The sequence below is a fragment of the Lysinibacillus sp. NPDC092081 genome (assembly GCF_044755845.1).
GTDB lineage: Bacteria > Bacillota > Bacilli > Bacillales_A > Planococcaceae > Lysinibacillus.
Window position 1 is genome coordinate 1 of record NZ_JBIVRU010000015.1, and the last position, 14,657, is coordinate 14,657.

The window sequence follows — 14,657 nt, forward strand, 5'->3', positions numbered from 1 at the left end:
TTATTATCAGTCTCCATAGATTTAGCTATATCATAGGAACTTTCCTTTCCATTTAAGTAACGCTCAACAGCTTGTAATTTATCTTTGGCAGTATACTTTTTGACCATACAAAAACTGCACCTCCAATTGTTAGATGTGTCTAACAATTGGGGCGCAGTTCAAGAACACAAGGTTTTTTATTATGTACCAATAACGTATAAGGGAGTAGATTAATGTATGATTTATGAGGTAAAAGGGCCAGTAGTAGAAAACGTAACTAAGATATTTGAAAACATAGGGGATACATTAGTTCAGTCGTATTTACAGGGGTATATGGGAACTGCTTATGTTGATAGTTTAGAAAATCCGAAGGCAGCTCAAATTATCGTAGGTATATTTGTTTTTTATGCAGGAGATGCAGGTGTACCAGGTACCCAGGAATTACTACGCAATTTACCGGACTATCCATTAGTTATTGTGAATACGGATGAATGGAAAAATAGTATTGAACTTGAATACAAAGAACAGGCACATAAATTTAAGCGCTATCGATTTAAAAGAGACATGACTCATTTTAATCAAGAGAAATTAACACAATTAATTAATGATTTACCAGAAGATTATAAGCTACAAAAAATAAATGCTACAATTATCAATCACTCTGCATTTTCAACACTTTCTGAAGATTTTTTCAGTCAGTTTAAGTCACATGATGATTTTTTGGCGCGTGGCATTGGCTATTGTGTTACGTATAAAGATGTTCCAGTTTGTGGTGCAACTTCTTTTAGTATATACGATGCTGGCATTGAAATTGAAATTGCAACTGACGAAAGAAACCAGCGTAAAGGTTTAGCGGCGTTAACAGCTGCATCGCTAATTTTAGACTGTATAGAGCAACGAATTTACCCAAACTGGGATGGGGCAAATTCTCCATCAGTTAAGTTAGCTGAAAAGTTAGGTTATGTGTTGAAAGAAGAGTACGATACGTATTTTATAGAAAAATAAAGTGCTATAAAATATCCATCTAAAAGGCAGAAGGTTGAAAGTAATGAGTAAAAATGCATTGTGACTTGAAAGCTAAATGAATCAGAAGGCACTCTCGATGCCATTTGTCTAGTAAAACAAACATACATTATAAGATCAAAAAATAGAGAATTTCATGATTTGTTCAGAATTTGTTGAGAATGATGTGGTAACCTAGTTATGTCATGGTTAACAAATGAACACGCATAAAAACGGCTAGGTATTCACAAATTTTTTGTGAGCCTAGCTTTTTTTTGATGAATGGAGCTTTATAAAAGCTGTATCGCTGTAACCTTTTGGAAATAGTTTTCTAAAAGGGTTTCATAGAGAAAATAAAGAGTATCTTGACAAATTATGTTTTTTAATTAAAATTAAATATGTTTAAAAATTTAAACATAGGGATGGGAATTATGGAAAATTTTAATTGCAATAACAAAGAACAAGTTTTAGAAAAATTTAAATTATCAACCCCCATTTTCCAAGCACTTGGTGATGTTAATCGTCAACAAATCATCATGCTTTTACTGACACATGATAGCTTAAATGTAAATCAATTAACAGAAAGAATTGAGCTTTCTAGACCAGCTGTTTCCCATCATTTGAAAATTTTAAGACAAGCAGGTTTGATTACTTTTAATCGAAATGGGAATGAAAAATACTATTCATTGAGTTCTAATGAGTTTCTAAAACAAATCAAAGAGCTAATTCAAACTATTGAGCAAAGCTATTGATTTGTTCTTTTTTACAAATAACGTTCATATGTTTAAACTTTTAAACGTATGAACGTTATTCGGAAGATTAGGAGGATTAAATAATGGAGAATAAGAACAAAAATCAATCAAGAAACATGTATTTATTAATGCTGCTCGTTCCTTTGTTTTGGGGTGGTGCATTTGCGACAGCGAAGCATGTTATTACGGAAGTTCCGCCACTTGTTGCAGCTACACTACGTTTTGGCATAACTGGAATAATACTCTTTACAATCATAACAATTCAGAAAGAATGGCAGTGGCAAGTAATCAGAAATCGATGGAAAGGTTTATTATTTATTGGCTTTATCGGAATTTTCGGTTACAATGCTTTCTTTTTTACGGCATTGAAGTATACTTCTGCGACTAACGGTGCGTTAATAATAGCTGCGATGCCTGTATTCACTATGCTAGGGGCTGTCATATTAGCTAAAGAAAAATGGAACAATAAAGCTGGAGTAGGTTTAGCTATATCGATGATTGGGGTAATTATTGTTATTGTCAAAGGATCATTTTCTGTTTTGTTTTCTCTTTCTTTTAACTTAGGAGATTTGCTTTTTGTTGGGGCACTTTTGTGCGGAGTTATTTATGCATTAATGGGTGAATCCATGATTAAAGGTATACCAGTGATGTTATCGAATACTATCATGATGTTATCTGGTGCTGTGTTCCTAGCGATTAGTACGGTATTTGAAGGCGGTTGGGGTCAAATAGTCAATATGTCAGTTCAAAGTTGGATTGAAATGTTTTATATGGTTGTATGTGGGACATTGATTGGCTATGTTATTTTTAACAAGGGTGTAGAGAGCTTAGGAGGTAGTAAAGCGAGCTTGTATTTAAACTTGACGCCTATTGTCGCAACATTACTTGCAGTTATTGCGTATGGCAGCTCAATTACATTGATACAAATCGTTGGGATGATAATGGTGCTGGTAGGTGTTTATATTGCTACTAATAAAACAAACTAAAGTAATTCAGTACGCAGTCAGGTAAAAGCATTATAGAGAATACATAATCATTTTAAATAGGTAAAGAAACATAATACTTCTGGATTAACAAATAACCCGACTCCAAATGCTTTATATTTAGAACGATGTGGTATTCAATAAATGTAAACTTTTCAATGTCATAAGGTAAACTGATCTAAAGAAACCAGGTACTCATTAATTTGAGCCTGGTATTTTTTGTTTAGATAATTTCTCTCGTTTTAAAATGAATCATATTTTTACAATTAATAAATTTGTAAGGAATGAGTAAGAAAAAAGAGATGATCGATTCGTACAATTAAAGTACATGAAAGGGACTGTTTCAGATATAAATCATGTATGTGGAGAAAGGTGAAATTCTATTGTTTTTTTGGATCAAGAGTGCTGAAAGGATATCAATTAATGTCAACTACTCTGAAAAAACATAGCTCTTTAGAGGAGTATTTCTTAATTAAACGAACGGAGAGAGAATCCATGCTTAAACTGATGGAACTAGGATGGAAAAAATATCATTTATCTAAATATTTTACAGGAATAATCATTTTTATTGTGGCAACCTATCTTCCGGTTAATCTTGTACCGTTTGGATTAAAAGTTGTAAGCGGACTGATGTTCTCAGAGTATATAGGACAAATGCCAATATTGAATATTCTTTTTAAAACAATATTGACGATTATTTTAGCTATTATTTTATTACGTTTAATAATTGATGAATACAAGAATAGTTATAGGCTATCAATATTCAACATAATGAGTATTGTTTATATTTTCATGCAATAACAAACTGAAGGGGAGAGGTGGTTCTATGCTACATCTACTAAAGCTGGAATTGAAGAAATTTAACTTAGGTTGGTATGTAAAAGGTGCGATGATCGGAAACATTATTATAACTGCAGTAGTGTGTTCCGTAATTTATATAGCACAGAGAGAGGGGGATATACCTATCTCAACGTATCAAGATGTTTATGTACTGATTGGCGCAAGCGTAAGGGCAACGTTTATTGTGTTTGCCTCTGTATTAATAGCGAAACTAGTTATTGAAGAATATAAAAACAGAACAATATTGATTATGTTCTCTTATCCTGTTAGTCGAAAGAAACTGATTGCTAGTAAATTGACCTTGATCGCTTTATTAACATTCATGACTACGATATTGTCAAATATCGTTGTTGCTGGTCTATTTTCAATCATTAATAATTATTTTTCTATCGTTCCATTTACAATAACTGCAAACCAGTTCATAGGTGAAGTCATAGATATAGTACCTTTTGCTATTGCCACAACAGGAACAAGCTTAATTCCATTATATTTTGGAATGCGTAATTATTCTGTTCCGGCCACTATTGGTTCATCTCTACTTGTGGTGGCAATTGCTTGTGCTTATAACCCAGAAATATCATTGGTGACCTTCATACCACTGCAATTAGGGTTTGCAGCAGTTGGAGTAATAATTGCGTATCTAGGTATTCGTAATATTGAAAACGTAGATGTGATGTAATTTGGAGTACGGCAAAACAGAATCGAAAGACTAAGTGAAACGGAAGAGTTTTAGCAATAATTATGTAAAGAGAGAAGGAACAAGAAATGGGAATGATTATAGGCATTATTACAGGAGCAGTTTTGGGTGTCATTTTATTATTAATCAGCATAATATTAATTTGGATTAGCAAGAGAAAACAAGAAGAGAATCGCTATGCAATATGGAGTATGATTGCAGGCTTTCTAGCGTTAATTACATCTGGAAGCAACGCATTAAGGTATTTCTTATAAGGAATTATATTTAGACTCAAAACATTTTTGGGAGGAATTTTTGCAATGTTTAATGTTCTGTGTGATAAGTAAAAATTATGGATTTACATAAAAAATCATAAATTTCCTTTATGCTCGGTATTTGATAATGTAAAAGAAAGGAGGCGGGAAAGATGAGAATTTTTGATGCACACTTTCACATTATTGATTTTGATTTTCCGATTACCGAAAATCAAGGATATGTACCACCTAGTTATATTGTAGAAGATTACCAAAAAGAAACAGCGGCTTATCATATTGTCGGTGGGGCAATTGTATCAGGTTCTTTTCAAGGTTTTGACCAAGATTATTTAGTGAATGCTTTAGAAAAAATGGGATCTGCATATTGTGGTGTTACCCAACTACCATTTGCGGTGACAGATGATAAGATTATGGATTTACATAAAAAAGGTGTACGCGCACTACGATTCAATGTGAAGCGTGGCGGCTCCGAAGATTTAACGAAGCTCGATTATTTTGCTAGACGTGTTTATGATTTAGTTGGCTGGCATAGTGAATTATATATCGACGCAAAAGATTTGCCTGAAATTGCCCCAACGATTGAAAAATTACCAGCGATTTCAATTGATCATTTAGGGTTATCCGAGGAAGGCCTACCTCATTTGTTGCGCCTCGTAGAAAAAGGTATACGAGTAAAAGCGACAGGTTTTGGTCGTGTGGATCTCGATGTAGAACAAGCTTTGAAATCTATTCATGCTGTTAATCCTGATGCATTAATGTTTGGTACAGATTTGCCGTCCACACGAGCAAAAAGACCTTTTGCTTATGCAGATATTGAACTAATTCAAGAATTGTTTGATGCAACGTCAGTGGAGAAAATTCTTTATCAAAACGCGATGAATTTTTATTTCAAGTGAGTTTTTTGCTAGATATATTGTTTTTCTGCAATTCTAATGAAATTTTTAAAATCGCTAATTGCCTTTCACATCAATTGTGGAGGGTTTTTATTATGCTTTGTGAGATCAATCGAGAGTGTTATAATTCTCGAGGCTTTTGAAAGTTAATTAGAGCAAAAAGGTGTTATTACTGCAACATGTCCAACGATCAAACATCATCTACAAATGTTAGAAAATGCTTCTTAAAAAATGACAACAGGTATAGAACACCTGTTGTCAACAGTCTATAATGATTAATGGAGCAATTATTCAATCGAGACAGCTAGTTTGAACTCTCAGCATTGTTGTTTTCTTTCATAATATCTTCTTTCTTTATGTTCGAAATAAATACACCTACTAAAGTAATTAAGCCACCTGTTATGGCAGAAAAATGTGGAACCTCACCAAGCCAAACCCATGCGATAAGAAATGCGAAAACAGAGGTTAAATAAAGCGTACTTGTTGCTTCAGCTGCTCCTGTTCGTGAGGTAACATAGGCTAGCGTAAAATAAGGAATGATTGTTGGGAAAATTCCGAGATACAAAGTGACTAGCGTTGCATTGATCGGGGCATCCATAATTGCTTCACTTAGGCCAGGTGAGAAAAGTAACATAAAAATAGTACCTGACCAAATGGCATACATTGTGAAGGGAATAGCACCGTATTTTTCTAGATAATGATGTTGAAAAACAAAATAAATACTTTCTGAAAGGGATGCTACTAAAACTAGGATAATCCCAGTATTAAAAGAAAAACTTTCAGTTGAACCTCCTACAGAAATAAATGCTACACCACAAAAACCAACAAGTGAACCAAGCCATCCCCATAATCCAAGCTTCTCACGATAAAAGAATACAGCTAACAATGCAGTGAATATTGGGGTTGTGGAAACAAGTAAACTTGCAACGCCAGCACTAATCGTTTGCTCTCCATAATTTAGTGCTACTTGATACACGGTGAAACCTAAAAAGCCAAGTAATAAAATAATGGGGATATCTTTTAACGCAGGTAAAGGAGTTTTTATAATAACTGCTACGATTATTAATACGAATGAGCCGACTAATAATCGTAAAAGTGATATATGTTCAGGTGAATAGGCCGTCAATGCCACTCGTATTCCTGGAAAAGCTGATGCCCATAAAATGATTGTTATGAAATGAGCAGAAATAATCTTAAAATCTAATGTTTTTAACATGAATACACCTCGTTCGTTTTACTTTCTAATCCATCCAATTAAATTTATGTTTTTAATATTAATAGGATTTTGGTAAAATTTCTCCAACAGGTTATAATGAAAAAAACCAACCAGTTTAACTTCTTTCAGCGGGTATCCAAACATCCGCTGAAAGAAGAGGAACTCAGGCTAAGACCTTCACATCCTGTGAAAATGCCTGAGTGACCAACGTCGTGTTGGCCTAAAGCCTCCGGCGGATGTCGGAATCGGAAAGGAGTTCTTTGTGCTAGCACAAAGCCGATTCCGGACACAATTATGCCAAGGCATAATTGAACGAAATGAGAGCGTACTTATGAAAAAACCAAAATATCAATTGATTATTGATTTTATAAAAGAAAAAATTGCTAAAGGAGAGTGGGCTATCGGTAGTCCCATACCAAGTCAACGTAAACTGGCAAAACAGTTTGAGGTTAATCGTAGTACTGTCATAACAGCATTAGAGGAACTAATGGCGGAAGGCCTAATTGAAGGTAAAGCAGGGAAGGAAACAGTCGTCACCAATAATACTTGGACTTTGATGGGTGCAAAATCTTCGACTAACTGGAATGAAAATGTCACTGTAGGCATTCATAAACCCAGTGTTTCTATGGTGCAGGAGATTAACGAAGCGGAATCGAATACGAATCTTATTCAATTGAGTAAAGGGGAGTTATCACCTGAGATGTTCCCTTTAGATGAGATGAAAGTCATTGTTCAAAAAGTATCGAATCAATTAACTACTTTTGGCTATGAAGAGCCGAAAGGAAATATAATATTACGTCAAGCCATTAGTGACTATTTAAAAGTAAGAGGAATCGAAGCATCTCCGTCGTCCATTCTTGTCGTTTCTGGTGCGCTCCAAGCTTTACATCTAATTTCAATTGGACTCCTAAAAAGAGGTTCAACGATATTGCTAGAAATGCCGTCCTATCTTTACTCGTTGACTGTTTTTGAGTCTGCGGGGATGGAGTTGCAAGGATTAGCGATGGATAATGAGGGGATTATCATCGATTCAATTTATCCGATAAAGGAAAAAGGGAAGAATGTTTTATATACGATTCCAACCTTCCACAATCCAACAGGCGCCTTAATGCAAGAAGAGAGACGTGAAAAATTAATTGCCTATTGTGAAAGAGAGCAACTGCCAGTTATAGAAGATGATGTGTACCGTGATTTATGGATTGACAGCCCACCACCTAAACCACTAAAAGCCATGGATCATTACGGCAATGTATTGTATGTTGGAAGTTTATCGAAAACCCTTAGTCCAGGATTACGAATTGGTTGGATAGTTGGCTCGGAGTCAGTTATTAATCGATTAGCAGATTTAAAAATGCAATCCGATTATGGATCAAGTTCTCTTTCACAACTCGTTGCTGCAGAGTGGCTATCTAGTAATTTCTATGATGATCACCTTGATAAAGTAAGAGAACAACTTAGCATTCGTAGAAAAGTTGCTTTAGATGCAATGGACAAATATTTGAGTGATTACGCTACATGGGACATCCCGAAAGGCGGATTGTTCATATGGGTGAAAATAAAGCCTGAATTTAAAGTAAAAAGGCTATTTGAAAAAGCATTATCCAACAATATTCTTCTAAATCCCGGGAGTATTTATGCTGAAAAGTCAGGACAGTTTATACGAATCTCCTATGGGTATGCTTCACTCGATGAAATGAAAGAAGGAATTTTCCAATTAAGTGAAATTATTAAAAATCAATAGATCATAAAATTTTTGAATTAAATGGAGTGGTTAAATGAAAATACTAAACAAATTGCCAAAAAGTAACCCAAATTTACATGTAGACTTCATTAAAAATGGTTGGATTCCGATGAAAGAACCTAAGAATTTAATAAGTGCTATATTGTTATCTATCCCTTTAATGATTGTCGCTTCAATGATCTCTATTGGGGTAATAAATATTTTTTCTAGTATTTCTTTGAGAGATTTTGGATTTACATCTGGTGGAATATCAATAACCATTAACTTAAGCGTTATTTTGGGGATCGTCTTATTATTAATAATTCATGAATTACTTCATTTAGTGTTCATTCCTAATTTTATGAAGTCAGAAAAAATTTCTGTAGGGCTTACTCTGTTCGGGGGTTTTGTAATTTCGGAAGAAGAGATTCCAAAATCAAGATATATATTCATTACGATTGCACCTTTTATGATACTTTCAATAATTTTCCCACTAATTTTCAGTGCATTTGGACTCTTAACAACGACATTAAAGTTCTTGATCATTCTAAACGCGATGGGATCGTCAGTGGATTTACTAAATCTTCTTTTAATAATGAAACAAGTACCGAAAAATGCAACTTTAACAAGTAATGGACCAAACACTTATTGGAAAAACGCTCAGGCTGAACAAAAAGGGTAAAGATAACGAATAAAACAGTAATAGAAACATTGAAAGAGGAAGAAGAAATGAAATCAACCCGAATGTTTAGTATTTTAAATTTATTAGTTAATCATCAGAAAATCACAGCACAAGAATTGGCCGAAAAGCTTGAAGTGTCGAAACAAACTATTTATCGCGATATTGAATCACTGAATTTAGCGGGAATTCCTATAGTGAGTTATCCAGGTCAAGGTGGTGGATTAGGAATTTTAGCCAGCTATAAACTTGATAAAAAGTTTTTCTCTATTGATTTGTGTTAATTTCAGCTATCTGTGATGCAACTACGTTTTTAGCATATAACGGGTATTTAAATAAAGTAGAGCATACAGGCAACTCTCTTGAGTTTATTGCAAATAGTTGTCCAAATTATAGTGGAAGTGAATTTTATATAGAGAAGCAATGTGTCAACTCTGATGATTTCATAACAGCAAATGGAACTGCTACATTGGAGTTTGCAAAAGAAATTATGATTTCTCTTAAAGTACATTCAGAAGAGAAGATTCAAAAATGGTATGATTTCCATAAAAATGGCTTTTATGAAAAGTAATATATCATTTTTTTGCGATGAAGGACTTTTGTGAAATTGACTCATAATACATTTATCTGAAATTTCTGTCCCTTTGACATACAGCTGACACAATTCTCCGATAAAGTGTAGATACAGCTTAGTTTAATCTAAGCTTAGGGGTAAATACCTCGTTACACTAATTCAAGGAGTGAATAAAAATGAAAATAAGAACTAAGATTTCGACTTATGCTATGACAGGAGCTTTATCATTAGGGATATTTGGCGGTACAACTATTCCAACTTTTGCTGCTACAAATCAGAATGAGACAGTAAATGAAGAAAAACACACAAATCTAGATGCTGAAACACAACAAAAAGTTGATGAAATTTTAAACAACCTAAGGAATGAACTAGCAAACTTAGGGGTGTCATTATCTTCAAAACATAATGGAAAAGTCGATAAATTCGCGAATTTAGATGATGAAACAAAAACAAAAGTACAAAAAATTATGGAACAACTTAAAGATGGTTCCTTAACTCAAATGGAAGGAAATGCAAAAATGAAAGAACTTGGTGTGTCTCTTCCAACCCATATTGGAAAAGGCGATAAATTCGCGAATTTAGATGATGAAACAAAAACAAAAGTACAAGAAATAATGAAACAACTTAAAGATGATTCCTTAACTCAAGAGGAAGCAAATATACAACTGAAAGAACTTGGAGTATCTCTTCCAGCTCATATTGAAAAAGGCAATAATTTCGCAAAATTAGATGATGAAACAAAAACAAAGGTACAAGAAATAATGAAACAACTTAAAGATGATTCCTTAACTCAAGAGGAAGCGAATACACAACTGAAAGAACTTGGAGTATCTCTTCCACCCCATATTGGAAAAGGCGAAAGAATCACAAATTTAGATGATGAAACTAAAAAAGAGGCTACAAAATTAATTGAGAAAGCAAAAACACAAATGGAGGAATTAGGAGTTGATTTCCCTAAAGAGAAGTTTAATCAATTAATTGATTAAATGGATGCGAAAGGGAGGATTAATTTTAAAAAATATAGCGGTAACCATATACCATGATTAATAAAACGGTCCTAAAACCCCTTTTTCACAGGCTTTTAGGACCGTTATTACTTCTTTTTAGGCTAGACCTTTAATATATTTCGTAACATTACCTAAGCAACAACTACCTTGGGGATTGTTTACCTCGCAGCCACAGCGATTTTCTTTAATATTTGCACGAATATGTTCTAAGGGATTAGGAGTGAGTTCATTTTCAACATATTGTTTAATTTTTCCTTTAGTCCAATCAAAACAATAACATACCGGTGTACTGAATGAGTCATCCTTTTGATGCACAACTACCTTTATATTAGATAGAGTGTACTCTTTATTAAGCGTATCAAAATAAACGACATTACAATCTTTAGTAGAACAAAAATAGTGATTTTCCAAAGCATTTATTGATCCTAATACAGATGGTTTTATCATTGATTTAATTGTTATTAGTTGTACATTTTTAGCTTTATCTTTGCAAGAGGGACAAACAATAGTGTTTTCATTAGTATTTTTTTTTAGGTTGCTACAACAATTTTCCATCTTCATTTCACCTCGTACATTTTATTTTCAGTCGAAGAAGTATCAATAGTAGGACATTCGTGCTTTAAATTTTGGTTAGGACTCATAGTACTTCATACATAAAGTATAACCCATGTACGAAGGTAAAGGGGAAAAGGACACTTATTTACTTTATTAGTAGAGTCATAATATCAACAAGAAAGTGAACACGCAAAAAAAAGAAAGACCTCAAGTGAAAATTGGAAATCTATTTTGTAAATTATCAAACTTTATTTTACAATGAAATTAATTCCAAAAGAGGAAAGAGAACTTTTATAAACAAATAAACTAGGCGTTTATAAAATGAACTCATCCCAATCGTTAGTAGGTCTAACAACTGGGATGCAGTTCAAATTATTGTCTTAGTCATATAAAAGAAAATACTTAAAGGTGATACATATTATGTTTTTAGGATTTGAATGGTTCCCTAAAAAATGGGGGAAAAGAAAGGTTTCGGAACGTTTTTTTTAAGCAAAATTTACTGAAAAAGGTAAAGGGGTTATGATTACTACATATGCTATAGATTTATATTTACTATCTATTCCTTTAGAAGTGAAAAAATATAATTCACTTTAATTTCGCTAAAGTGTCAACTAATTGTGTTGACATTTTTTTAATTTAGCTACATTTAGATAAAAATACTAATTTCTTAACTTGTAAGGGAGGTATTTAAAAAAGTTGCTTTATTTTTAAAATGTGAAAATAAATAACATCCAATAATAACAATTAATCCGCCAATTCCTTGTTTCCAAGAGATACTCTCTCCTAAAAATAAAAACGCTAAAAGTGCCGTGAAAATCGGATTGAAATTAAGGAAAACACCGGATGTTGTAGCTCCTAGTTTTTGAATACCAATGCTCCAAAGTACCATACAAACGACAGTGGAGATTAACCCCGTATATAAAAGCGATAGAATAAAAGAGTGATTAACATTGGAAATTGAAAAATCCTTAAGGTTAAACGGTAATAGTACAAGAAGACCAAATATTCCTGAATACAAATTAGACATTAGTGGAGAGGTAGTTTTCATTGCCCATTTACTACAAACGGAATAAACTCCCCATACACATACAGCTGCAATCATCCATAAATCACCCACATTAAAATGAAAAGACAATAATAAGTTGATATTCCCTTTTGAAAGTACGAGAAAAACACCAAATAACGAAAGAAGCATTGAAAGAGCTTGAAAAATATTAATCTTCTCTTTTAGAAAAACAAATGAAAAAAACGCAATAGAAATTGTATTTAATGTTGAAATAAGGCCAACATTCGTCGATGTTGTTCTTTCCAATGCTAAAAATTGAAAGATATTGAACAATACCACACCTGTAACGCCCATTAAAAATAAAGGGAGAAGGGCATCTCGAGAGGGAAGCAATCTTTTTTCTTTCCACCAAACCATTGGAAGAAGTGCAACGACGGCAATGAGCCATCTTAAGCTTGTCAATGTTAACGGAGAGGCATGATCAACAAGGGATTTGGCAACTACAAAATTGCCTCCCCAAAGTAAACTAGTTAAAAGCATTAATAAAACATAGACATTCGGCAATTCACGATCTCTCCTTTGATTGTCGTATGTACAATCAAGTTATATTTAATAAAAGAATCATAACATTTTTGCTTTATTGGCAGTATAATATTTTGTAAGATGAATGAAAATCAAAATAATAGTAAGAAAAATAGAATTTTACAGAATAAAATTAATAATAGTTGTCGGATTTGGCTAAATTTTCGAATAAAAAAAGGAGAGAAAATTGCATGAGAGATGTTGAAAGAAAATTATTAGATAGTGTTGATACTCAAATACTAGATATTTTGCAGAGAGAAGTTCAAATAAGTAATGCGGAGATAGCAAGACGGGTGAATTTGTCGCCACCGGCAACCCATACAAGGATAAAACGTTTAGAAAGTGAAGGATTTATTGACAAACAAGTTGCCATTTTAAATCATGAGAAACTAGGATTCGATTTATTGTGCTACGTTTTCATGAGTACAAATATTCATCAATCAAAGGAATTAGAAGCTTTGGAAAATACCTTGAAAACAATGCCTGAAATATTAGAATGTCATTGTTTAACTGGAGAGTATGATTATCTTTTAAAGGTTATTATAAGAGATCGAAAAGAATTAGATAATTTTATAAGAAAATTAAATAGGCTGGGCATATCCCGCATTCAAACTAACTTATCTTTACGAGAAGTTAAATATTCTACAGTCTTACCGATATCAGAGGATGAACAGTAGAAGTTCTTTCGAGCAATATGGATTTTTAGCTTCGTCACATAAATGCTTTAGGTCAAAACCTCAAGCACTGAAAGTATGAAAATTATAGGAGGCACGTTATGAAAACATTCATATATATGGTACGACACGGTGATTCACCAAAAGACGGAAATGAGAGAACGAGAGAATTAACTGAAAAAGGTAGATTTGACGTTCAACGAATAACTGATATTCTACAAAAAGAGGGCATTGATACTGTTATTTCAAGCCCGTATAGTCGTTCAATCCTAACTGTTCAGAAAGTAGCTGAACAAATAAAAAAAGAAGTAATTGTATTTGAAGACCTTAAAGAGCAAATTTTTAGTGCTGAAGAAAAGCGAATCTCTGACAAGGAATTATTCCCTTTATTAGAAAAGTCATTTTCTGACCCAATCTATGCTTTAGAGGGAGGAGAGTCTAATGCTGACTGCCAGAAACGTGCTATAAAAGTTTTACAAGAATTATTAAACGCCTATCAAGGACAGAAAGTAGTAATTGGCACACATGGGGCTATTATGACTTTAATGATGGGGTTTTATGATAGTAAATATGATTTAAACTTTTTATTACATACAACAAAGCCAGACATATACAGAATGGAATTCGATGGGCAAGAATTGGTCGATGTAAAAAGATTATGGGAGATTTAAGGAAGAGTATTGAAAAACTTATGAATTGCTAAAAAATATAGTAACTTATTAATATAAAAAGTCGATTTGCACTGAAAATTTTGGTGTAAATCGACTTTTTTCAATGGTTTCGAATAAAGGGTCGGTGTTTTTTTATAAATGTTGTCTTATGAATAAAACGAACAAGTTTAAAGTTAGGTAATCTGTAAAGACTAGTAACATTTATAGCTTTTGGATAAGAGATAATGTACATTACACTAAAAGAACAAAATGATTCATAACTCTAGTAGAGGTGAAAATTACATGGAGGAAGAGCTAAATAAGAAGTATGAAATAAACAATTAGATTAAAAAACAAATTAATAAAAATAGTTATATTTTAGGTGTCGCTGCGGGTTCTGGAATGACAGCTAAATACGCAGACAACAAGGATGGCATAAGCTAAAAAAATTACTCAGTGTCCGTAAAGGATCATCGTGACAACGGAAAACGGTGGCGCTACGTGCTTTGGCAATGGATGTTTAGCAGCGAACTCCTAAATCTCTAATGAGACAAGGAAGACGTTCAACGACTATCTCCTTGAGGGAGAGTAAAA

General features: G+C 33.2%; 17 protein-coding genes. 14 read left to right on the top strand and 3 right to left on the bottom strand.

The annotated features are described in order from the left end of the window. The first annotated feature begins 216 nt into the window (after window positions 1-216). From ACIQLB_RS18245 to ACIQLB_RS18275, 7 genes are all read left to right on the top strand, one after another. On the top strand, window positions 217-984 hold the full coding sequence (locus ACIQLB_RS18245; protein ID WP_400728856.1) for a GNAT family N-acetyltransferase: 768 nt from the start codon (window positions 217-219) through the stop codon (window positions 982-984). Window positions 985-1,412: 428 nt separating this feature from the next. Beyond that, the gene (locus ACIQLB_RS18250) at window positions 1,413-1,733 is read left to right on the top strand and encodes an ArsR/SmtB family transcription factor (protein ID WP_400728858.1); all 321 of its coding nucleotides are present in this window, start codon (window positions 1,413-1,415) and stop codon (window positions 1,731-1,733) included. An 83-nt stretch (window positions 1,734-1,816) separates the two neighbouring features. Further along, window positions 1,817-2,719 (top strand): DMT family transporter, encoded by a 903-nt coding sequence (locus ACIQLB_RS18255; RefSeq protein WP_400728860.1) that lies wholly within the window; start codon window positions 1,817-1,819, stop codon window positions 2,717-2,719. Between the two features lie 492 nt (window positions 2,720-3,211). Then, complete coding sequence (locus ACIQLB_RS18260; RefSeq protein ID WP_400728863.1) at window positions 3,212-3,517, top strand: hypothetical protein; 306 nt, start codon at window positions 3,212-3,214, stop codon at window positions 3,515-3,517. A gap of 25 nt (window positions 3,518-3,542) precedes the next feature. After that, the gene (locus ACIQLB_RS18265; RefSeq protein WP_400728866.1) at window positions 3,543-4,235 is read left to right on the top strand and encodes an ABC transporter permease; all 693 of its coding nucleotides are present in this window, start codon (window positions 3,543-3,545) and stop codon (window positions 4,233-4,235) included. 86 nt (window positions 4,236-4,321) lie between these two features. Then, window positions 4,322-4,507 carry a hypothetical protein gene (locus ACIQLB_RS18270; RefSeq protein ID WP_400728869.1) on the top strand — a complete coding sequence of 62 codons (186 nt, stop codon included), beginning with the start codon at window positions 4,322-4,324 and terminating at the stop codon, window positions 4,505-4,507. A 152-nt stretch (window positions 4,508-4,659) separates the two neighbouring features. Continuing rightward, window positions 4,660-5,403, top strand: coding sequence for an amidohydrolase family protein (locus ACIQLB_RS18275; protein ID WP_400728872.1), 744 nt, complete (start codon window positions 4,660-4,662; stop codon window positions 5,401-5,403). A 301-nt stretch (window positions 5,404-5,704) separates the two neighbouring features. On the opposite strand, the gene ACIQLB_RS18280 is transcribed toward ACIQLB_RS18275, so the two are convergent. Beyond that, entirely contained in the window at window positions 5,705-6,616 is a 912-nt protein-coding gene (locus ACIQLB_RS18280) for a DMT family transporter (RefSeq protein ID WP_400728874.1), read from the bottom strand. A gap of 331 nt (window positions 6,617-6,947) precedes the next feature. On the opposite strand from ACIQLB_RS18280, the gene ACIQLB_RS18285 reads away from it, so the two are divergent. The 5 genes from ACIQLB_RS18285 (at window position 6,948) to ACIQLB_RS18305 (ending at window position 10,575) form a co-directional block, all read left to right on the top strand. Further along, window positions 6,948-8,357 (top strand): aminotransferase-like domain-containing protein, encoded by a 1,410-nt coding sequence (locus ACIQLB_RS18285; protein ID WP_400728877.1) that lies wholly within the window; start codon window positions 6,948-6,950, stop codon window positions 8,355-8,357. 34 nt (window positions 8,358-8,391) lie between these two features. Continuing rightward, window positions 8,392-9,018: a DUF3267 domain-containing protein gene (locus ACIQLB_RS18290; RefSeq protein WP_400728879.1), complete on the top strand. Its 627-nt coding sequence runs from the start codon at window positions 8,392-8,394 to the stop codon at window positions 9,016-9,018. Between the two features lie 47 nt (window positions 9,019-9,065). Next, on the top strand, window positions 9,066-9,299 hold the full coding sequence (locus tag ACIQLB_RS18295; protein WP_400728881.1) for a helix-turn-helix transcriptional regulator: 234 nt from the start codon (window positions 9,066-9,068) through the stop codon (window positions 9,297-9,299). Then, complete coding sequence (locus ACIQLB_RS18300) at window positions 9,293-9,586, top strand: DJ-1/PfpI family protein (protein WP_400728884.1); 294 nt, start codon at window positions 9,293-9,295, stop codon at window positions 9,584-9,586. Before ACIQLB_RS18295 ends, ACIQLB_RS18300 begins: the two co-directional genes overlap by 7 nt. A 179-nt stretch (window positions 9,587-9,765) precedes the next feature. Beyond that, window positions 9,766-10,575, top strand: coding sequence for a hypothetical protein (locus ACIQLB_RS18305; protein ID WP_400728887.1), 810 nt, complete (start codon window positions 9,766-9,768; stop codon window positions 10,573-10,575). Between the two features lie 117 nt (window positions 10,576-10,692). On the opposite strand, the gene ACIQLB_RS18310 is transcribed toward ACIQLB_RS18305, so the two are convergent. Further along, window positions 10,693-11,151 carry a putative iron-sulfur cluster-binding metallochaperone gene (locus ACIQLB_RS18310; protein ID WP_400728889.1) on the bottom strand — a complete coding sequence of 153 codons (459 nt, stop codon included), beginning with the start codon at window positions 11,149-11,151 and terminating at the stop codon, window positions 10,693-10,695. Between the two features lie 667 nt (window positions 11,152-11,818). Further along, complete coding sequence (locus ACIQLB_RS18315; protein ID WP_400729196.1) at window positions 11,819-12,697, bottom strand: DMT family transporter; 879 nt, start codon at window positions 12,695-12,697, stop codon at window positions 11,819-11,821. 233 nt (window positions 12,698-12,930) lie between these two features. Here ACIQLB_RS18315 and ACIQLB_RS18320 point away from each other — a divergent pair, with 233 nt between their 5' ends. Together ACIQLB_RS18320 and ACIQLB_RS18325 are read left to right on the top strand one after the other, a co-directional pair. Further along, window positions 12,931-13,416 (top strand): Lrp/AsnC family transcriptional regulator, encoded by a 486-nt coding sequence (locus ACIQLB_RS18320; RefSeq protein ID WP_400728892.1) that lies wholly within the window; start codon window positions 12,931-12,933, stop codon window positions 13,414-13,416. 98 nt (window positions 13,417-13,514) lie between these two features. Next, a complete protein-coding gene (locus ACIQLB_RS18325; protein ID WP_400728895.1) occupies window positions 13,515-14,084 on the top strand; it encodes a histidine phosphatase family protein in 570 nt (189 codons plus the stop codon). Window positions 14,085-14,657 lie beyond the last annotated feature (573 nt).